Source organism: Micromonospora sp. NBC_00898 (assembly GCF_045207895.1).
Lineage (GTDB): Bacteria > Actinomycetota > Actinomycetes > Mycobacteriales > Micromonosporaceae > Micromonospora.
This window is the reverse complement of sequence record NZ_CP108775.1, coordinates 5,328,183-5,347,131: the sequence shown is the minus strand read 5'-3', so window position 1 is coordinate 5,347,131 and position 18,949 is coordinate 5,328,183. Positions and strand designations below refer to the sequence as shown.

Below are 18,949 nucleotides of genomic sequence, written 5' to 3'. Positions count from 1 at the left end.
CGTGCTGTTGACGGTGGCGCTGTTCGCGGCGCTCACCCTCGTGGTGAGGGGCGTGGAGAAGCTGTGAACGCGGTCAACGCGGTCGGTCTGGTACTGGCGATCGGGCTGGGCATCTTCCTGGTCGCCGCCCTGCTCTTCCCGGAGCGTTTCTGATGAGCACGACAACAGCCGGGGTCATCTTCATCCTGGTGCTGGTGGCGGCGTTGGTCGCCGCCTACAAGCCGTTCGGCGACTACATGTTCCGGGTGGTCTCCGGCACCCGGCAGTCGCGCATCGAGCGCGGCATCTACCGCCTGGTCGGCGTCAACCCGGCCGCGGAGCAGTCCTGGGGCGTCTACGCCCGCAGTATGCTGGCGTTCTCCGCCGTCTCGATCCTGTTCCTGTACGCGTTCCAGCGGCTGCAGAACCACCTGTGGCTGTCGCTGGGCTTCGACCCGGTGATGACCCACGGCGCGTGGAACACCGCGGTCTCGTTCGTGACCAACACCAACTGGCAGTGGTACTCGGGTGAGTCGACCATGGGTCACCTGGTGCAGATGGCCGGCCTGGCGGTGCAGAACTTCGTCTCCGCCGCCGTGGGCATCGCGGTCGCGGTCGCGCTGGTCCGCGGCTTCGCCCGCAGTCGCACTGGGGAGCTGGGCAACTTCTGGGTCGACCTGACCCGGATCGTGCTGCGGATCCTGCTGCCGATCGCGGTGCTGGGCGCGATCGCCCTGATGATCGGCGGCGCGGTGCAGAACCTCTCCGGCGGCACCGACGTCACCACCCTGACCGGCGGCGCTCAGACCGTCACCGGCGGACCGGTGGCGAGCCAGGAGGTGATCAAGGAGCTGGGCACCAACGGCGGTGGCTTCTACAACGTCAACAGCGCCCACCCGTTCGAGAACCCGACCACCTGGACCAACTGGCTTGAGATCTTCCTGATCCTGCTGATCCCGTTCAGCCTGCCCCGGGTCTTCGGCCGGATGGTCGGGCAGAACCGGCAGGGCTACGCGATCGCGGCCGTGATGGGGATCCTGGCGTTCGCCAGCATCGCCCTGACCAACGTCTTCGAGCTCGCCGGGCACGGCACCGTGCCGCAGGCGGTCGGCACCGCGCTGGAGGGCAAGGAGGTGCGGTTCGACGTGTCGAACTCGGCCACCTTCGCCGCCGCCACCACGCTGACCTCGACCGGTGCGGTGAACTCGTTCCACGACTCGTTCACCTCGCTCGGCGGCATGATGGCCATGGTCAACATGATGCTCGGCGAGGTCGCGCCCGGCGGCACCGGTTCCGGCCTCTACGGCCTGCTCATCCTCGCGGTGATCACCGTCTTCGTCGCCGGCCTGATGGTCGGCCGGACCCCGGAGTACCTGGGCAAGAAGATCGGGTCTCGGGAGATCAAGTTCGCCTCGCTGTACTTCCTGATCACCCCGGCACTGGTGCTGGTCGGCACCGCGGCCGCGTTCGCGACCGGCAACAACTCGACGGCGCTCAACGTCGGCCCGCACGGCCTGTCCGAGGTGCTCTACGCGTTCACCTCCGCCAGCAACAACAACGGCTCCGCGTTCGCCGGTATCACGGTGAACACGGCGTGGTGGAACACGGCGCTCGGGTTGTGCATGCTGCTCGGCCGGTTCCTGCCGATGATCTTCGTCCTCGCCCTGGCCGGCTCGCTCGCCCGCCAGAAGCCCACCCCCGCGTCCGAGGGAACCCTGCCGACCCACCGGCCGCTCTTCGTCGGCATGGTCGTCGGCGTCACGGTGATCCTCGTCGCGCTGACCTTCCTGCCCGCGCTCGCGCTCGGCCCCCTCGCTGAGGGGCTGTGACAATCATGAGGAACAAGGACATGTCCGTCACACCAGTGACATCCGGGGCCGGCCAGGAGCCGACCGCCGGCACCCCGGCCATCCACGGCGACCGGGTCGGCGCTGGCCTGCTCGACCCGAAGCAGTTGCTCCGGTCCCTGCCGGACGCGCTGCGCAAGCTCGACCCGCGCACCCTGTGGCGCAACCCGGTCATGCTGATCGTCGAGATTGGCGCGGCCTTCACCACCGTGCTCGCGGTCGCCGACCCGTCGGTGTTCGCCTGGGCGATCACCGTGTGGCTCTGGCTGACCGTGGTCTTCGCCAACCTGGCCGAGGCGGTCGCCGAGGGTCGGGGCAAGGCGCAGGCCGCGGCGCTGCGACAGGCGAGGCGGGAAACCGTCGCCACCCGGCTGGTCGGCTGGACGCCCGGCGCCGCAGCGAACACCTACCGCGACGAGGCCGTGCCGGCTCCCGCACTGAAGCAGGGCGACGTCGTCCTGGTCGAGGCGGGCGGGATCATTCCGGGCGACGGCGACGTGGTCGAGGGCATCGCCAGCGTCGACGAGTCGGCGATCACAGGCGAGTCGGCCCCGGTGATCCGCGAGTCCGGCGGCGACCGCAGTGCGGTCACCGGCGGCACGAAGGTGCTCTCCGACCGGATCGTCGTCAAGATCACCCAGAAGCCGGGGGAGAGCTTCATCGACCGGATGATCGCCCTCGTCGAGGGCGCCAACCGGCAGAAGACGCCGAACGAGATCGCGCTGAACATCCTGCTCGCCGCGCTCACGATCATCTTCGTGCTGGCCGTGGTCACCCTCCAGCCCCTGGCGATCTTCTCCAAGGGGTACCAGGCGGCCGCGCCGGACAGCGGCGCGATCACCGACGCGGGCGTCACCGGCGTCGTCCTGGTGTCGCTGCTGGTCTGCCTGATCCCCACCACCATCGGCGCGCTGCTCTCCGCGATCGGCATCGCCGGCATGGACCGTCTGGTGCAGCGCAACGTGCTCGCGATGAGCGGGCGCGCGGTCGAGGCGGCCGGCGACGTCAACACCCTGCTGCTGGACAAGACCGGCACGATCACCCTCGGCAACCGGCAGGCAAGCGAGTTCCTGGCGGTCAAGGGTGTCACCGCGGACGAGGTCGCCGACGCCGCGCAGCTGTCCAGCCTGGCCGACGAGACCCCCGAGGGCCGCTCGATCGTGGTGCTCGCCAAGAACGACTTCGGGCTGCGCGAGCGCGAGCCCGGGCTGATCCCGCACGCCACCTTCGTCCCGTTCACCGCCCAGACCCGGATGAGCGGCGTCGACCTCGGCGCCGAGGGTGTCGACGGGGGCGTCCGCCGGATCCGCAAGGGCGCCGCGGCGGCGGTGATGAAGTGGGTACGCGACAACGGCGGCCACCCGACCGAGCAGGTCGGCCAGCTCGTCGACGAGATCAGTGGCATCGGCGGCACGCCCCTCGTCGTCGCCGAGCACGTCGACGGCGAACCGGCCCGGACTCTCGGCGTCATCCACCTCAAGGACATCGTCAAGACGGGTATGCGGGAGCGGTTCGACGAGATGCGCCGGATGGGCATCCGGACCGTGATGATCACTGGCGACAACCCCCGTACGGCGAAGGCGATCGCCGACGAGGCCGGCGTGGACGACTTCCTCGCCGAGGCCACCCCGGAGGACAAGCTCGCCCTGATCCGCAAGGAGCAGGAGGGCGGCCGACTGGTCGCGATGACCGGCGACGGCACCAACGACGCCCCCGCGCTGGCCCAGGCCGACGTCGGCGTCGCGATGAACACCGGGACGTCGGCCGCCAAGGAGGCCGGCAACATGGTCGACCTGGACTCCGACCCGACCAAGCTGATCGAAATCGTGGAGATCGGCAAGCAGTTGCTGATCACCCGCGGGGCGCTGACCACCTTCAGCATCGCCAACGACATCGCCAAGTACTTCGCGATCATCCCGGCCATGTTCGCCGGGCTCTACCCGAGCCTGGACGCCCTGAACGTCATGCGGCTGGACAGCCCCGAGTCGGCGATCCTCTCGGCGGTCATCTTCAACGCCCTGGTGATCATCGCGCTCATCCCGCTCGCCCTGCGCGGTGTCCGCTACCGGCCCGCCGCCGCGTCGAAGCTGCTCAGCCGCAACCTGCTGGTCTACGGCCTCGGCGGCATCATCGTGCCGTTCATCGGCATCAAGCTCATCGACCTGCTCATCCAGTTCATCCCAGGGATCTCGTGATGCGCCTACCCACCTGGCTCGCCCAACACCTCGCCGCCCTGCGCGCGCTGCTCGTCTTCACCGTCCTGCTGGGGCTGGCGTACCCGCTCGCCCTGGTCGCGGTCGGCCGGCTGCCCGGCCTCAACGACAAGGCGGACGGCTCGCTGCTCGCCGCGAACGGGAAGACCGTCGGCAGCGCGCTGATCGGGCAGTCCTTCACCGACGCGGACGGCAACCCCGTCCCGCGCTACTTCCAGTCCCGGCCGTCCGCCGCCGGCGACGGCTACGACCCGACGTCCACCGCGGCCAGCAACCTCGGCCCGGAGAGCGTCGTCGACACCATCGCCACCGACCCGGCCGAGTCGACCCCGAGCCTGCTCACCCAGGTCTGCGCCCGCAGCAAGGCGGTCGGGGAACTCGAGGGCGTCGACGGGCGGCGACCGTACTGCACGTCCGACGGGGTCGGCGCCGTGCTCGCGGTGTTCCGCGCCGACGGCCTCACCGGCCGGATCACCCGGGTGGTCAGCGTCAACCAGACCGCCCCGGCCACGCCGTTCGTCGCCTCGTACCAGGGCGTGCCGGTCGAGCTGGCCAAGGCCGGCGAGGACTACGTGGCGGCCGGCGGCCTGATCACCCCGATCCGTGGTGACGCCCCCGCCGACCCGGCGGTGCCGTCCGACGCGGTCACCGCGAGCGGCAGCGGCCTCGACCCGCAGATCTCCCCGGCGTACGCGAAGTTGCAGGTCAACCGGGTCGCGCGCGAGCGGGGCGCGGACCCGGCGGCGGTCCGTCGCCTGGTCGACGAGTACACCACCGGGCGGTCGCTGGGCTTCATGGGCGCACCGGGCGTCAACGTCCTGGAACTCAACCTCGCCCTGGACCGGAAGTTCCCGGCCCGCTGATCCACTCGGGGCGAGGCCGGACCCGACCGGCCTCGCCCCGGCCGCCGGCCCCCACGCCACGGCACCGACCCGGTCGGTGCCGTGGCGGCTCGCGATCAGGAAGGATGTTCTGCGTGCCACGAGGAGAACTCCGGATCTACCTGGGGGCCGCCCCCGGCGTCGGCAAGACGTACGCGATGCTGGAGGAGGCCCAGCGCCGCGCCGAACGCGGCACCGACGTGGTGGTCGGCCTGGTCGAGACCCACGGCCGCGCGCACACCGACGCGATGATCGGCGACCTGGAGGTCGTGCCGCGGCGTGAGATCACCTACCGCGGCACCGGGTTCACCGAGATGGACCTCGACGCCCTGCTGGCTCGGCGGCCCGAGGTCGCCGTCGTCGACGAACTGGCCCACACCAACGTCCCCGGCTCCCGGCACGAGAAGCGCTGGCAGGACATCCAGGAACTCCTCGACGCCGGCATCAGCGTCCTCTCCACCGTCAACGTCCAACACCTGGAATCGGTCAACGACGTCGTCGCCCAGATCACCGGCACCACCCAGCGGGAGACCGTCCCGGACGAGATCGTCCGCGCCGCCGAGCAGGTGGAACTGGTCGACATGACGCCGGAGGCGCTTCGCCGCCGGATGGCCCACGGCAACATCTACCGGCCCGACAAGATCGACGCGGCGCTGGGCAACTACTTCCGGGTTGGCAACCTCACCGCGCTGCGTGAGCTGGCGCTGCTCTGGCTCGCCGACAAGGTCGACGACCAGCTCGACCGCTACCGCGCCCAGCAGGGCATCTCCGCCACCTGGGAGGCGCGTGAGCGGGTAGTGGTCGCGCTCACCGGCGGGCCGGAGGGCGAGACGCTGATAAGGCGTGCGGCCCGGATCGCCGCTCGGAGCAAGGGCGCCAACCTGCTCGCCGTGCACGTCGCCCGCAGCGACGGGCTGGCCGACGCCGACCCCGCCCAACTCGCCCGGCAGAGGGTGCTGGTGGAAAGCCTCGGCGGCACCTACCACCAGGTCCTCGGCACCGACGTACCCGCCGCGCTGCTCGACTTCGCCCGCGGCGTCAACGCCACCCAGCTCGTGCTCGGCGCCAGCCGGCGCGGCCGCTTCGCGCAACTGTTCTCGCGCGGCGTCGGGGTGACCACCACCGCGCTGTCCGGGCCGATCGACGTCCACCTGGTCACCCACTCGGAGGCCGGGCGGGGCCGGCGCGCCGCCGCGGTACCGGCGGCGCTGTCCCGGCGACGCCGGCTGCTCGGCTTCGCGCTGGCCGGGCTCGGCATGCCGCTGCTCACCCTGCTGCTGTGGGCGCTGCCGGACCTCAGTCTCACCAACGACATCCTGCTCTTCCTCGCCGGCGTCGTCGGCGTCGCGCTGGTCGGCGGGATGTGGCCGGCGCTGGTCGCCGCGCTCGTCGGCTCCCTGCTGCTGAACTGGTTCTTCACCCCGCCCTTCTACACGCTGACCATCGCCGAGGCGGACAACCTGCTCGCCCTCGGCGTCTTCGTCGGCGTCGCGGTCGCGGTCAGCTGGGTGGTGGACGTGGCCGCGCGGCGGACCCGGGAGGCCGCCCGCGCCTCCGCCGACGCGCAGACCCTGGCCACCGTCGCCGGCGGCATCCTGCGTGGCGAGCGGCCGCTGCCGGCCCTGCTCGACCAGCTCCGGGAGACCTTCGGACTGCGTGCGGTCAGCGTCCTGGAACTGGCCGTGGACGCCGAGGGGCGACCCGACCGCGCCCGCGACGAGGGCGCCTGGCGGGTGGTGGCCAGCGTCGGTGACCGGCCGGCGTGCAGCCCGAGTGCGGGGGAGACCGCGGTGCCGGTCGACGACCGGCTCACCGTGGTGCTCAGCGGCCGGCGGCTCGAGGCCGCCGACCGGCGCATCGTCGAGGCCTTCGCCGCCCAGGCCGCCGTCGCCCTCAAGCAGGAGCGCCTCGCCGAGGAGGCCGCCACCGCCCGCCCGCTCGCCGAGGCCGACCGGATGCGCACCGCGCTGCTCGCCGCGGTCAGCCACGATCTGCGTACGCCGCTCGCGTCGGCGAAGGCCGCGGTGAGCAGCCTGCGCAGCCCGGACATCGAGTTCGACGCCGACGACCGGGAGGAGCTGCTGGCCACCGCCGACGAGTCCCTCGACCGGCTCGGCCGGCTGGTGGCGAACCTGCTCGACATGAGCCGGCTGCAGGCCGGCGTGCTGGGCGTGACCCACGCCGCGATCGGCCTGGAGGACGCCGTACCGCGGGCACTGGACGAAATCGGCCCGGCGGCGGCCGACGTCAGCACCGACATCCCCGCCGACCTGCCCGCCGCCGCCGCCGACCCGGGCCTGCTGGAGCGAGTGCTGGTCAACCTCGTCGCGAACGCACTGCGCTTCAGCCCACCCGGGCAGCAGCCCACCGTCACCGCCAGCGCCCACGCCGGGCAGGTCGAGCTGCGGGTCATCGACACCGGCCCCGGCATCCCCGAGGACCAGTGGGAGCACGTCTTCCTGCCGTTCCAGCGCCTCGGCGACCGGGACAACCAGACCGGCGTCGGCCTCGGTCTCGCCCTGTCCCGCGGTCTCGCCGAGGCGATGGGCGGCAGCATCATCCCCGAGACCACGCCCGGTGGTGGGCTCACCATGGTCCTGCGGCTGCCGGCGGCCACCGAGACCGCGACGGAAGGACCGCCGGAATGACCCGCATCCTCGTCGTCGACGACGAACCGCAGATCCTGCGCGCCCTGCGGATCAACCTGCGCGCTCGCGGCTACGACGTCCAGGTCGCCGAGACCGGCACCGCGGCGCTCAAGGCCGCCGCCGCCCACCCCCCGGACCTGGTGGTGCTCGACCTCGGGCTGCCCGACCTCGACGGCGTCGAGGTCATCCGCGGCCTGCGCGGCTGGACCACCGTGCCGATCATCGTGCTCTCCGGCCGGGCCGGCAGCGAGGACAAGGTCGCCGCGCTGGACGCCGGGGCCGACGACTACGTCACCAAGCCCTTCGGCGTCGACGAGCTCCTCGCCCGCATCCGGGCGGTGACCCGCCGCCTCTCCGCCACGCCGGCCGACGCCGCCTCCGTGGTCGCTCCACGGGTCGGTCGCCACACGATCAACCTCGCCGACCGGACCGTCACCCGCGACGACGGCACCGAGGTCAAGCTCACCCCCACCCAGTGGGCGATGCTGGAGAAGCTGCTGCGCCACCCGGGCAAGCTCATCAGCCAGCGCCAGCTGCTGCACGACGTGTGGGGCCCGGAGTACCAGCACGAGACCAACTATCTACGCCAGTACATGGCGCAGCTGCGGCGCAAGCTGGAGGACGACCCGGCCCGGCCCCGCCACCTCATGACCGAACCGGGCATGGGCTACCGGTACCGGCCCTGACCGCCGGGAAGGCGGAGATACCACCGGCAACGAGCCCCACGACGGGTGTTGCGGCCGGCCCGCCACCCCGCGCCCGGTCAGTCGGCAGCCTGCGGCGACAGTTCGACCGCCAGGAGCTGGTCGTCGGGCCCGACCCGCACCGCGTGGCGCCGCGCGTAGACATCCGCCGCCACGCCGAACGCCGGATCAGGGGGCGTGAGGATCCGGCCGAGCCCGGTGCGGCACCGACCGCCTCGACGCACCTCGACCGGGCCGGGCTGCCGGAAGTGGCGCCACCAGCGCTTGTCGGAGGCGTCGCCGACCAGCACCACGTACCGGTCTTCGGTGCCGGCGTACAGCACCGGCAGGCTGATGTCGCGGCCGTCACCGGCCCGGTAGCGCAACTCGCAGAGCTGAGCGTCCAACAGCCGGTGCCAGCGTGGGGAGCGCAGGACCGCCAACGTCGCCCGGTTGACCAGCGCCGGCGGCCGGTGGGCATGACGGTGGCGTCGGCCCGTACCCCGGTTCGTGCTCACCGCTGTCCGCCTCCTCGCCGCTGGTACCCACGTGGCGGCCCTGCTCCCGCCATACCCCGATCCTCGCGCGGTTGCCCGGGCCGGCGCAGGGCCATCCGGCCCGTCCGGCCGACGGGCGGGGTCAGCCGGCGTGCACGTGCGGGCGGCGCGACCGGTCCGGCTCCTGCTGGCGCAGGATCTCCCGGGTGACCGGGGCGATCTCGCCCTGGCCGAAGATCAGGTAGCGCAGGAAGTTGCCGGCCGGGTTGCCCTCGGTCCACTCGAAGTAGATGTGCGGACGGCGGTGGGTGAGATCGCGGATGTGCAGCAGCAGCGCTGCGAGCGCGTTGGGCACCGAGGAGCTGGACAGGCGCAGCACCCGGTACCTGCCGTGCAGGACCGCCCCGGTGACCCGCAGTTCGGTCTCGAAGTCCGAGGGGTCGGTGACGGTCACCTCGACGAAGATGACGTCGCTGTCGGCGGAGAAGTCGTTGTCGGCCACGATCTGGGCCAGCTTGTCGCGGTACTCGGCGGCGTCCCGGCTGGCCGACTCGTGGGCGATGAGCCGGATTCGGCGCCGCGCGCAGTCGGTGATGAACTGCCGCGCGGTCGGGTCCAGATCGACGGTGTTGACCCGCAGCTCGAACGCCCGGAACAGGCGGGACAGCAGCGACACCCCGATGATCCCGGCGATGAAGCAGGCGGCGATCTTCACGCCGTCCGGGCGTTCCACGATGTTGGCGATGGTGGTGTAGACGAAGATCACGGCGATGATGCCGAAGGCGACCGTGAGACCGCGCTGGCGGCGGCGCCGCGCGGACAGCGTCACCGCGGTGGCGGCCGAGGTGATCAGCACCAGCACACCAGTGGCGTACGCGCCGCCCTGGGCGTCGACGTCTGCCCTGAAGATGACGGTGAGAAGGAACGCCACGGCGGTGAACACCAGCACCAGCGGTCGCACCGCCCGCGCCCAGGTGGGAGCCATGCCGTAGCGGGGCAGGTAGCGGGGGACGAGGTTCAGCAGACCGGCCATTGCGGACGCGCCGGCGAACCAGAGGATGGCGATGGTCGACAGGTCGTAGACGGTGCCGAACGCCTCGCCGAGGTTCTGGTGGGCCAGGAAGGCCAGCGCCCGCCCGTTGGCGGGTCCGCCCGGCTCGAACGCCTTCGCGGGGATCAGCACGGTGGTGGCGATGCTGCTGGTCACCAGGAAGATGCTCATGATGGCCGCGGCGGTGGTGAGCAGCCGCCGCGCACCGCGGATTCGCCCGGTCGGCTTCTCCTCCGTGTCGTCCGGGTCGCCCTTGACGTGCGGCATCACCGCGACACCGGTCTCGAAGCCGGACAGGCCGAGCGCGAGCTTGGGAAAGACCAGCAGCGCGATCGCGACCATGAGCAACGGGTCGCCGTGCTGGGTGGTCAACGCCGTCGTCCAGTCGCTCACCGCGCTCGGGTGGGTGAGCACCCGCCACAGCGCGTCGGCCACCACCACCGCGTTCAGCGCCAGGTAGACCCCGACGAGCCCGACGGCGATCCCGATCGCCTCGCCGAAGCCCTTGAGGAAAACCGCTCCCAGCAGCGCCACCAGCAGCAGCGTGATGATCACCTCGTGGCCCCGGAGGCTGTCGGGCCAGAACGGGTTCTCGTCGATGTGCGCGGTGGCGTCCGCCGCGGACAGGGTGATGGTGATGATGAAGTCGGTGGCGGCGAAGCCGAGCAGGACGAGGACGAACAGCTTGCCCTGCCAGTACGTCAGCAGCTTCACCAGCATGGCGATGGAGCCCTCGCCGTGCGGGCTGTCGTGCGCGACCCGCCGGTAGACCGGCAGCGCGCCCAGCAGGGTGACCAGCACCAGCACCAGGGTGGCGATCGGGGAGAGCACCCCGGCGGCCAGCGCCGCGATGCCGGGCTGGTAGCCCAGGGTGGAGAAGTAGTCCACGCCGGTGAGGCACATGACCTTCCACCAGGTGTGGTGGCGCTGCTCGGGCGGGCGGGCGTACGGGCCCTCGGTCTGCGCGGGCCGCGCGGACATGTCCGACAGCAGCCAGTCGCGCAGCGGACGTTTCTCCCGGGTCCGCGCCCGGTTGCGCGTGCCGACGCTCATCGTGCCTCCCCAGCTCGCCATGGTCGCCGCGAGTATGCGCTGCGCGACCGCCGGGCCAGCAGCCAGTACCCGACACGCGTCTCCCGGCGCCTCCGCGGGCCCGGCCGGCGTCGCCGGGGCCGGGTTTCACCCCGATCGGGTGGGGGAACCGGCGGCAGGACCAGCGCCGCGTGACGGCGTCGTGCTCGGTGGACGACTTCCGGGAGGGCGATGGGCGACAAGGAGTGGCCTCCCCGGACGGGAGGCTTCGGACGCCGCCTGGACGAGCATGAGCCGGATGAACCGCGGCCGGAGCCGACCCGGAGCCGAGTGGTCGACAGCGCCGTCTACGCCCGGGGCCGCCGCCACGCCTCCCCGGGCACTCTCGCCGACACCTACCGCTGCCTGCAGGAACTCGACGGGGCGATGGCCTGGATCGGTCTCTACCGGCCCGGCACCGGCCAGATCCGATCCCTGGCCCGGGAGTTCCAGCTGCACGACCTGGCCGTCGAGGACGCCATCAACGCCCACCAGCGGCCCAAGCTGGAACGCTACGGCGACACGCTGTTCGTGGTCCTGCGCGCCGCGCGTTACCTCGACGACCGCGAGGAGGTCGAGTTCAGCGAACTGCACCTGTTCCTCGGACCCGGGTTCGTCATCACCGTCCGCCACGGCGAGGCGCCCGACCTCGCCGCCGTCCGCCGCCGGCTGGAGGCCGACCCGCAGGTCCTGGCACTCGGGCCCGAGGCTGTGCTGTACGCCGTCCTCGACCAGGTCGTCGACGGCTACGCCCCCGTCGTCGCCGGCCTGGAGAACGACATCGACGAGATCGAGACCCAGGTCTTCGGCGGCGACCCCAACGCCAGCCGTCGCATCTACGCACTCAGCCGCGAGGTCATCCAGTTCCAGCGGGCCGCCCGCCCGCTGGTCAAGGTGCTCGACGCGCTCACCGCCGGGTTCGACACCTACGGTACGGACGAGGAGCTGCGCCGCCGGCTGCGCGACGTGGCCGACCACCTCACCCAGGTCGTCGAGCGGGTCGACGGGTTCCGGCACCTGCTGCAGAACATCCTCACCGTGAACACCACCCTCGTGACCCAGGCGCAGAACGAGGAGATGCGCAGCCTCACGGCCGCCAGCTACGCCCAGAACGAGGAGATCAAGAAGGTGTCCTCCTGGGCGGCGATCCTGTTCGCGCCGACCCTGATCGGCACCGTCTACGGCATGAACTTCACCCACATGCCGGAGCTCGCCTGGCGCTACGGCTACCTGTTCGCCCTCGCCCTGATGGCCCTGGTCTGCGGCACCCTCTATCTGATCTTCAAGCGCCGCGGCTGGCTGTGACCCGGCGCCGGAGGCCCGCGCGGGTGGACATCGCGCTCACCCTCCGGCTGCCGTCATGCCGGCGGCTGCCAGATCGAGGGGCCGCAGGATGGTGTGCGCCGCCACCACCTCCGCTCCGCCACGCCGCCGCAGATCCGCCACCGCCCGGTGCAGCGCCGTCCGGCTCGGCGACGACAGCAGGACCACCGCGTCGATGTCGGCCGCGATCCACCAGGCCTGGACCGCGCACGGCTCGGCGTGCAGGAAGTCCAGCAACCGGCTGCCCGGGGTGGCCGCGGTCAGCCGGACGCACACCAGCATCGTGTGCATCCGCACGTTCGGCTCGGACGCCGCCGCGGCCCCGGGGACCTGCTCCGGTTCGGCCGCGGCCGGTGCCCGGTCGGTGACCGGCAGGTTCCACCGGTCACGCCGTCTGACCAATCCCGACGTCATGCCGTCCATGCTCACGCTTCCCTGCGGTGTCGCAGGCGGCCGCTACGGCGAATTGACGGCCCGGGCCGACATTTTCACGTCCCCTTGACACCCGACGGGGCGAAGGGACGGTTGCCTGGCGGAGGAATGGTCGGCCGCTGACCGGGTACGAGCCGCCATGGTCGGCGACGGTCCGCCGAGGGGAGGCAGCCGACGGGCACCGGCCGACCGGGCCGCGGACGCCCGCGGGGCGGTGGCGCAGCTGCGGCGTCGGTCCGCGCAGTCGGTGCGTGAGCGGCTGCGGCGGGTCCGGGCCGGCACCGGCCTGGCGGCGCAGGCGGGGCTGGCGGCGGGACTGGCCTGGTGGGTGGCCGCCGACCTGCTGCACATTCCGCTTCCGTTGTTCGCGCCGATCTCCGCCGTCGTGGCGCTGGCCGCGTCCGTCGGCCAGCGGCTGCGCCGGACCGTCGAGCTGCTCATCGGGGTGTCGGTCGGCGTGCTGGTCGGCGACCTGTTGATCTTTCTCATCGGGGCCGGGCCGTGGCAGCTCGGTCTGATCGTGGTGCTGGCCATCATCGTCGCGGTCTTCATCGGCGGCAGCCCCGCGCTGGTGGTCCAGTCCGCCGCCACCGCCGTGCTCATCGGCACCCTCACCCCGTCGGTACCGAACCTGGAGATCCCCCGGTTCGTCGCCGCTCTCGTCGGCGGCGCGGTGACATTGGTGGTGACCGCGGTGTTGCTGCCGCTGAACCCGCTCCGGGTGGTCAACCGGGCGGCTGGACCGGCGTTGGACCTGCTCATCGACCAGTTGGAGGCCGCCGCCGAGGCGATGAGAGGTCGGGACGCCGACCGCGCCCAGGCCGCCCTGGACCGGCTGCGCGACAACAAGAAGCAGCTGGGTGCGTTCGGCGAGGCGGCACAGGGGGCCCGGGAGGCGAGCACCCTGTCCCCGCTGCACTGGGGCAACCGGCGCGGCCCCATGGAGCGGTACGCGCAGTCGGTGGAGCCGGTCGACCGGGCCATGCGCAACAGCGGGACCCTGATCCGCCGCGCCGTGACGATGATCGAGGACGGCGAACCGATCCCCGAGGCCATGCCGGCGGCGGTGGTCGCACTGGCTCAGGCCGTGCGGGTGCTGCGGCGCGAGTTCACCGCCGGCAACGATCCCGACAGGGCCCGCGAACAGGCGTTGCGGTCGGTGTGCGAGGCAGGCCGGGCGTACCGGGCGGGGGTGGGATTCTCCGGTGAGGTGGTGGTCGCCCAGGTCCGTACCGCAGCCAGTGACCTGCTCGTGGCGACCGGGACCAGTCAGGACGACGCGAACCGGACGATCCGGCACGCCTTCGGCCCGCTCACGCCGCCAGCCGGTCCCACCCCGCCGGCCGCCTCCAGGTGAGGGAAGTGCCCGGAGCCCGGCGGGTGTGGCATGTGCGACGCCGGCATCGCCAGCGCGGCGCTGAGCTCGGTGATGGCGGGGTGCCAGCGGGCCTTGTCCGGGCGGTTACGGCTCGCCGGGCTACCGGGCCGCAACTGGGGGCTGGGTCGCCCGGACGAACCGGGCGGCCGCGTCCCGGTCACCCCGACCCGCCGCGAGGGCCCACGCGGTGATCTCCGCGTCGTCATCGGATCAACCGAGGTGAGATCGCGAGGGCTCGGACGGCACTGCCATGTCGGCCGGGCTGCGCACCTCCAGCCCCACCATCCGCGCACTGAGCTGCCACAGCCGTTCCACCGCCGCCGGGTCGCCCACCAGCGGGGCCGGCACCGCGGGCAGGCAGCCCTCGTAGTAGCCCCCGTTGACCGGCGTCGCGTCCCCGGTCGCCGCGCGCAGCACCGCCAACGCGCCGTCGACCACCGGCGCGCCGCTGCGGCCGTAGATGGTCATCAGGCCCGTCCGCACCACCCCGGGATGGACGTTCACCGCGGTCAGCCCTGGGTCGGCGTGCCGGGCCAGCGCCACGCCGAACATGGTCAGCGCGAGCTTCGCCTGCGCGTACACGGCGACCGGGGCGTAGCGTCCCGTGCGGTTGAGGTCGTCCCAGGCCAGATTGCCCATCCGATGCAGGCTTGACGAAAGGTTCACCACCCGCGACCCGCCGCCGGGGCTGAACGCCGGCAACAGCGACCGGGTCAGCAGGTAGTGCGCCAGGTAGTTGACCTGCCACGACAGCTCGTTGCCGTCAACGGTCTCCGCCCGCCGCGCGGCACCCCGCACAGCCGCGTTGTTCACCAGGAGGTCCAGCCGGTGGGGTCGGGCGGCGACCGCGCCGGCGAGGTCGCGCACCGCGGCCAGCCGGGCGAAGTCGGCGACGACCAGCTCCACCCGTCGCGGGTCCGCGCCGCCACGCACCAGGCGGTCGACCGCCCGCCTGCCGTCGGCGTCGTCGCGGGCGTGCAGCAGCACGTGCCAGCCGGTGGCGGCCAACCGTCGGGTGACCTCGAGGCCGATGCCGGTGGTGGCGCCGGTGACGAGGGCGGTCCTGGCCGGGTCGGACCTCAGGTCCCTCGGCGCCGGTGGCCGGGCGGTTCCAGTGGTTGCGGTTCTTGCCATGGTTGACCCTCTTCTTGCGGTGTCGCTCCGTGCGGGTGCCGCGCTGTTTGAGATCAGCTGTTCGTCAGGCCCCAGAAGGCCCGCCCCGGATGGGACCGCACCGAGTCCGCGCGCTCGATCGCCTCGAGGCACGCGCCGGCCAGCTCGCCCGCGGTCAGGTCGTACATGGCATGGGGGTTGATCCGAAGTGCCGTCAGGCGGCCGTCCCGCCGCATGGTGACCTCCACGTACCCGGCGGGGTCGGCGCCGGTGACGGCGCCGGCAACGTTGTCGTCGTGCATGGCTGCGCTCTCTCAACGATGGGCACGCGGCGGGCCAGGGCCGTACAACCCTGACCCGCCGCGTGGTGGAAGGGACAGGGCTGGCGGCGTCCGTGGCCCGGATGCGGGAGACGATCACGCCCTGTCTGGACCGCACCGACCGCCCACCGACCGCGCCGGACCACGCGTCCGCGTACCGGAACGCGCCGGGTCGACCTGGCCACCGTCGTCCTTCCCACCTGGTCGGGATCCGTCGTCCCGACCAGCCCAGCACACTCCACCCGGCCGACCCCGGACAAGGCCGTTGACGCCGTCTATACGCGCGACACCCTCGATTTCACGCCGTCTATACAGCGCCTGGGGACCGCAACACTCCGGGGATGAGGGAGGGCGGTCAGTCCCGCTGGGCACCGACGAGCGCGGGCGCGCCCGGGTACGGCACGGGCAGGGTCGGCTGGACCCTGACGTCCGGGCCGACGGCGGGTGCCACCAGGAGGGGATCGACCTGGATACGGTCGATGCCGAGCGGGCGCAACATGGACCGCAGCGCCGACTCGCAGAGCTCCACCATGGCTGCTCGGCGCCCATCGCGGCGGCGAGCAGGTCCGGTCGGGTGAAGGCGATCCCTACCCGCTGACCCTGCGGAGATCGGCCGGTCCGCACGGTCTGCAGCTGCCGTCCTGGCAGCGTGCGGACCGGAACGGCGAAGACTCTCGGGCCCTCGTCCATGGTCGTCGCGATCCTTCCAGTTCAGGCCGCCGTGCTGGCGGCGGATCGGACGCTACGGTGTGCGAGGTCGCCAGCTGCTGGTCAGCTACGCGATTGTCACGGCGACGCCGCGAATCGCTACGCGCCTTTGACGTGACCGTGCCGACCGGTCCTGGCGTGGGCTTCGAGGCATCCGCCGGCGGGGGAGAGGCGCTCACCGGCGTCCCTGCCTGCTGATCGCACGCCCTGCCACGCGGGGTCGCCGGCGACCGGCAGGGTGATTCCAGCGCGGTGCAGCAGGCACCGGGGCGTTGGCCGGACGAGGTCGGCCGCCGGGCACCGGAGCGGCCGTCGCGGCGTCGGTAGACTCGCGGCGCGCGTAGGCACTCGTCGGAGGGAGGGGGTCACCGCCATGGGCAGCGAACCTCCCAGTACCGCCACCACACCCGTCACGACCGCCCCTCCGGCCACCGCACGCTGACCAGCGACCGGTTGCAGGGGCGCTGTCCGCTCGTCCCTCGCACCGAGGAGTTCCCATGCCTGCGAAGCGTCGCACCTTTCCCCTGGGCACCACGCTCGGCCGCCGGCCGAGCCGGAACGGCACCGACACCACCGAACCTGTCGCCGTGCCGCCGGTCGTACCCGTCCCGCAGCCCGCGCCCAGCCGCCTCGTCGACAGCGCCGTCTACACCCGGGGGCACCGCTACGCCTCGCCGGGCACGCTGGCCGAGACGTACCAGTGCCTGCACGAGCAGGATGATGCGATGGCCTGGATCGGGCTGTACCGGCCCGACGCCGACCAGATCACCTCCCTGGCGCAGGAGTTCAAGCTGCACGACCTGGCCGTCGAGGACGCCATCACCGCCCACCAGAGGCCCAAGCTGGAACGCTACGGCGAGACCCTGTTCGTGGTGCTCCGCGCCGCGCGCTACGTCGACGCGCTCGAGGAGGTCGAGTTCAGCGAACTGCACCTGTTCGTCGGGCCCGGCTTCGTCATCACCGTGCGCCACGGCGAGGCTCCCGACCTCGCCGCGGTCCGGCAGCGGCTGGAAGCCGACCCGAAGATGCTGGCCCGGGGCCCCGAAGCCGTCCTGTACGCGATCCTCGACCAGGTCGTCGACGGCTACGCCCCGGTCGTGGCCGGCCTGGAAAACGACATCGACGAGATCGAGACCGAGGTCTTCCGGGGCGACCCGACGGTCAGCCGGCGCATCTACGAACTCAGCCGCGAGGTCATCGACTTCCAGCGCGCCGCCGGCCCGATGCTCGGCGTGCTCGACGCCCTCAGTGCCGGATTCGTCAAGTACGGCACGGACGAGGAGCTGCAGCGCTACCTGCGTGACGTGGTCGACCACCTGACCCAGGTGGTGGAACGGGTCGACGGGTTCCGGCACCTGCTGCAGAACATCCTCACCGTCAACGCCACCCTGGTCTCCCAGCAGCAGAACGAGGAGATGCGCAGCCTCACCGCGGCCAGCTACGAGCAGAACGAGGAGATCAAGAGGATCTCCTCATGGGCGGCGATCCTGTTCGCCCCGACCCTGATCGGCACCGTCTACGGCATGAACTTCGACCGCATGCCGGAGCTGCACTGGCGCTTCGGCTACCTGTTCGCCGTCATGCTGATGGCTCTGGTTTGCGGCAGCCTCTACCTCATCTTCAAACGTCGCGACTGGCTGTGACGCCCGCGGTCACCCCCGGCGGCGGCTCGTCGGCGCCTGGCCGGGAGCGGCGAGGTGGGCGAACAGTGGTCACATCCCCTGCGGCGACGACTCCTGCCAGTCCTACGAGTCGCCGAGCGGCGAGGTCGTGGACACCGTGGACCGCCGGATGGAATCCGTTCAGCAGGCTCGGCAGACCATCACCGGCGCGCCGGCCAACGGTGAAACCAGCGGTTCGGTCGACCTGCCCTAAGTCGACCAGGGGCCCAAGGATTTCCCGGGCTGTGACGATAGGCTTTCGACGTGCAGCGATGAGATCGAGTTGGTGACCGGGATGAGCAGATTGGCCGCGCTGGTCCTGGCCGTGCTGGTGCTCGCCGGTTGCTCGTCGTTGGATTCCCTTGCCAAGGATGATCGGGTCGACCTGAGCCAGGCCGAGGTCCTCGGCAGATGGCGGCAGGCGGCGTCCGGAGGAATTGTGTCCTTCGCCGACGACGGCAGCTTCACCGCTACCGACCTTCCGCACCAGATGTTCGACGATTTCACCGGCGTGCTACCCGCCGGGTACCAGGCCGGGCGGGACAAGCTCCCGGGCTCAGGTCGTTGGGAGTTGCGGGCTCCGTCGGTCGACCCGGGCGGCCCGAAGAATCATCTCTACCTTCATGTACGGAAACTTTCCGATCATGCGGTGGCGACGGGCGGCGACCTGCGGGCCGAGAAGGGGGAGAACGGCGTGGTCCTGGCGTTCTACATCGGTGACCCGGACGCGAACCAGAAGATCGTCTACACGAAGTGTCCGGACAGCCCTTCGGTGCCGTCTTCGCCTGGTTGCTAGTCGAAGGGTGGATCGCGCGCTCGACGGCCCGCCCTTCAGCTCGCGCCGCGACGGCCCGCCGGCGTGGCTGCCCGGGACGATCGACCGCGGTGGCGGACCGGAAGCGAGGCTGGCCCGCCAGCTCTCCGTCATTCGGACAGGTCGATCAGGCAAGTGACGGCCCGCTGGACAGCCTTCCGCCGAGCCGATCGGTGGAGCGGGTCTGGATCCTAAGGTGACGGGGCCGGCCGGTGGGGCCGGAATTGATGTCGAGCAGTGGTTTCCAGCCGGCCTCGGTACCGCAAGGGGTCCCTGCCTCCTACGGTGACTTCCGGCACGCCGGGGAGTGGACGTTGCTGGGGGCCGACC

At 71.8% G+C, this 18,949-nt stretch carries 16 protein-coding genes and 1 pseudogene; 10 read left to right on the top strand and 7 right to left on the bottom strand.

Annotation, left to right across the window (positions count from 1 at the left end; all coding sequences use genetic code 11):
* The first annotated feature begins 63 nt into the window (after window positions 1–63).
* The 6 genes from kdpF to OG799_RS25900 all read left to right on the top strand — a co-directional run bounded on the left by kdpF (window position 64) and on the right by OG799_RS25900 (window position 8,254).
* Window positions 64–153 carry a K(+)-transporting ATPase subunit F gene (gene kdpF, locus OG799_RS25925; protein WP_406038401.1) on the top strand — a complete coding sequence of 30 codons (90 nt, stop codon included), beginning with the start codon at window positions 64–66 and terminating at the stop codon, window positions 151–153.
* Window positions 153–1,808, top strand: coding sequence for a potassium-transporting ATPase subunit KdpA (gene kdpA / locus OG799_RS25920; protein ID WP_406038399.1), 1,656 nt, complete (start codon window positions 153–155; stop codon window positions 1,806–1,808). Before kdpF ends, kdpA begins: the two co-directional genes overlap by 1 nt.
* A gap of 20 nt (window positions 1,809–1,828) precedes the next feature.
* Window positions 1,829–4,021 (top strand): potassium-transporting ATPase subunit KdpB, encoded by a 2,193-nt coding sequence (gene kdpB, locus OG799_RS25915; protein WP_406038397.1) that lies wholly within the window; start codon window positions 1,829–1,831, stop codon window positions 4,019–4,021.
* Complete coding sequence (locus OG799_RS25910; protein ID WP_406038395.1) at window positions 4,021–4,902, top strand: potassium-transporting ATPase subunit C; 882 nt, start codon at window positions 4,021–4,023, stop codon at window positions 4,900–4,902. The genes kdpB and OG799_RS25910 overlap by 1 nt, the downstream gene beginning before the upstream one ends.
* A gap of 113 nt (window positions 4,903–5,015) precedes the next feature.
* Complete coding sequence (locus OG799_RS25905) at window positions 5,016–7,568, top strand: DUF4118 domain-containing protein (RefSeq protein ID WP_406038394.1); 2,553 nt, start codon at window positions 5,016–5,018, stop codon at window positions 7,566–7,568.
* Window positions 7,565–8,254 (top strand): response regulator, encoded by a 690-nt coding sequence (locus tag OG799_RS25900; protein ID WP_406038392.1) that lies wholly within the window; start codon window positions 7,565–7,567, stop codon window positions 8,252–8,254. The genes OG799_RS25905 and OG799_RS25900 overlap by 4 nt, the downstream gene beginning before the upstream one ends.
* Before the next feature lie 77 nt (window positions 8,255–8,331).
* Here OG799_RS25900 and OG799_RS25895 read toward each other — a convergent pair whose 3' ends face one another.
* Both OG799_RS25895 and OG799_RS25890 read right to left on the bottom strand, forming a co-directional pair.
* Window positions 8,332–8,769, bottom strand: a complete 438-nt coding sequence (locus OG799_RS25895) for a hypothetical protein (protein WP_406038390.1) — start codon at window positions 8,767–8,769, stop codon at window positions 8,332–8,334.
* Window positions 8,770–8,890: 121 nt separating this feature from the next.
* Window positions 8,891–10,852, bottom strand: a complete 1,962-nt coding sequence (locus OG799_RS25890) for an amino acid transporter (protein WP_406038388.1) — start codon at window positions 10,850–10,852, stop codon at window positions 8,891–8,893.
* Window positions 10,853–11,161: 309 nt separating this feature from the next.
* Here OG799_RS25890 and corA (OG799_RS25885) point away from each other — a divergent pair, with 309 nt between their 5' ends.
* The gene (corA, locus tag OG799_RS25885) at window positions 11,162–12,175 is read left to right on the top strand and encodes a magnesium/cobalt transporter CorA (protein WP_406038386.1); all 1,014 of its coding nucleotides are present in this window, start codon (window positions 11,162–11,164) and stop codon (window positions 12,173–12,175) included.
* A gap of 36 nt (window positions 12,176–12,211) precedes the next feature.
* Here corA (OG799_RS25885) and OG799_RS25880 read toward each other — a convergent pair whose 3' ends face one another.
* Window positions 12,212–12,607: a hypothetical protein gene (locus tag OG799_RS25880; protein ID WP_406038384.1), complete on the bottom strand. Its 396-nt coding sequence runs from the start codon at window positions 12,605–12,607 to the stop codon at window positions 12,212–12,214.
* Between the two features lie 157 nt (window positions 12,608–12,764).
* Here OG799_RS25880 and OG799_RS25875 point away from each other — a divergent pair, with 157 nt between their 5' ends.
* Window positions 12,765–13,982, top strand: a complete 1,218-nt coding sequence (locus OG799_RS25875) for an FUSC family protein (protein WP_406038382.1) — start codon at window positions 12,765–12,767, stop codon at window positions 13,980–13,982.
* Between the two features lie 231 nt (window positions 13,983–14,213).
* Here OG799_RS25875 and OG799_RS25870 read toward each other — a convergent pair whose 3' ends face one another.
* The 4 genes and pseudogenes from OG799_RS25870 to OG799_RS25855 all read right to left on the bottom strand — a co-directional run.
* Window positions 14,214–15,137 carry an SDR family NAD(P)-dependent oxidoreductase gene (locus OG799_RS25870; RefSeq protein ID WP_406038380.1) on the bottom strand — a complete coding sequence of 308 codons (924 nt, stop codon included), beginning with the start codon at window positions 15,135–15,137 and terminating at the stop codon, window positions 14,214–14,216.
* A 53-nt stretch (window positions 15,138–15,190) separates the two neighbouring features.
* On the bottom strand, window positions 15,191–15,418 hold the full coding sequence (locus OG799_RS25865; RefSeq protein WP_406038378.1) for a hypothetical protein: 228 nt from the start codon (window positions 15,416–15,418) through the stop codon (window positions 15,191–15,193).
* A gap of 373 nt (window positions 15,419–15,791) precedes the next feature.
* A complete protein-coding gene (locus OG799_RS25860) occupies window positions 15,792–15,968 on the bottom strand; it encodes a hypothetical protein (RefSeq protein ID WP_406046519.1) in 177 nt (58 codons plus the stop codon).
* 38 nt (window positions 15,969–16,006) lie between these two features.
* Window positions 16,007–16,126, bottom strand: a pseudogene (locus tag OG799_RS25855) (hypothetical protein); the annotation flags it as partial.
* A 515-nt stretch (window positions 16,127–16,641) separates the two neighbouring features.
* Here OG799_RS25855 and corA (OG799_RS25850) point away from each other — a divergent pair.
* Together corA (OG799_RS25850) and OG799_RS25845 are read left to right on the top strand one after the other, a co-directional pair.
* Window positions 16,642–17,787, top strand: a complete 1,146-nt coding sequence (corA, locus tag OG799_RS25850; protein ID WP_406038376.1) for a magnesium/cobalt transporter CorA — start codon at window positions 16,642–16,644, stop codon at window positions 17,785–17,787.
* Window positions 17,788–18,091: 304 nt separating this feature from the next.
* Window positions 18,092–18,601 carry a hypothetical protein gene (locus OG799_RS25845; protein WP_406038375.1) on the top strand — a complete coding sequence of 170 codons (510 nt, stop codon included), beginning with the start codon at window positions 18,092–18,094 and terminating at the stop codon, window positions 18,599–18,601.
* Window positions 18,602–18,949: the final 348 nt, after the last annotated feature.

What these genes read in the sequence shown, in the direction of transcription:
- kdpA (WP_406038399.1), top strand. Translation starts at nt 153, where the DNA reads ATGAGCACGACAACAGCCGGGGTCATCTTCATCCTGGTGCTGGTGGCG.
- kdpB (WP_406038397.1), top strand. Translation starts at nt 1,829, where the DNA reads ATGTCCGTCACACCAGTGACATCCGGGGCCGGCCAGGAGCCGACCGCC.
- OG799_RS25910 (WP_406038395.1), top strand. Translation starts at nt 4,021, where the DNA reads ATGCGCCTACCCACCTGGCTCGCCCAACACCTCGCCGCCCTGCGCGCG.
- OG799_RS25900 (WP_406038392.1), top strand. Translation starts at nt 7,565, where the DNA reads ATGACCCGCATCCTCGTCGTCGACGACGAACCGCAGATCCTGCGCGCC.
- OG799_RS25890 (WP_406038388.1), bottom strand. Translation starts at nt 10,852, where the DNA reads ATGAGCGTCGGCACGCGCAACCGGGCGCGGACCCGGGAGAAACGTCCG.
- OG799_RS25880 (WP_406038384.1), bottom strand. Translation starts at nt 12,607, where the DNA reads ATGACGTCGGGATTGGTCAGACGGCGTGACCGGTGGAACCTGCCGGTC.
- OG799_RS25875 (WP_406038382.1), top strand. Translation starts at nt 12,765, where the DNA reads ATGGTCGGCGACGGTCCGCCGAGGGGAGGCAGCCGACGGGCACCGGCC.
- OG799_RS25870 (WP_406038380.1), bottom strand. Translation starts at nt 15,137, where the DNA reads ATGGCAAGAACCGCAACCACTGGAACCGCCCGGCCACCGGCGCCGAGG.
- OG799_RS25865 (WP_406038378.1), bottom strand. Translation starts at nt 15,418, where the DNA reads ATGCACGACGACAACGTTGCCGGCGCCGTCACCGGCGCCGACCCCGCC.
- OG799_RS25860 (WP_406046519.1), bottom strand. Translation starts at nt 15,968, where the DNA reads ATGGTGGAGCTCTGCGAGTCGGCGCTGCGGTCCATGTTGCGCCCGCTC.
- corA (WP_406038376.1), top strand. Translation starts at nt 16,642, where the DNA reads ATGCCTGCGAAGCGTCGCACCTTTCCCCTGGGCACCACGCTCGGCCGC.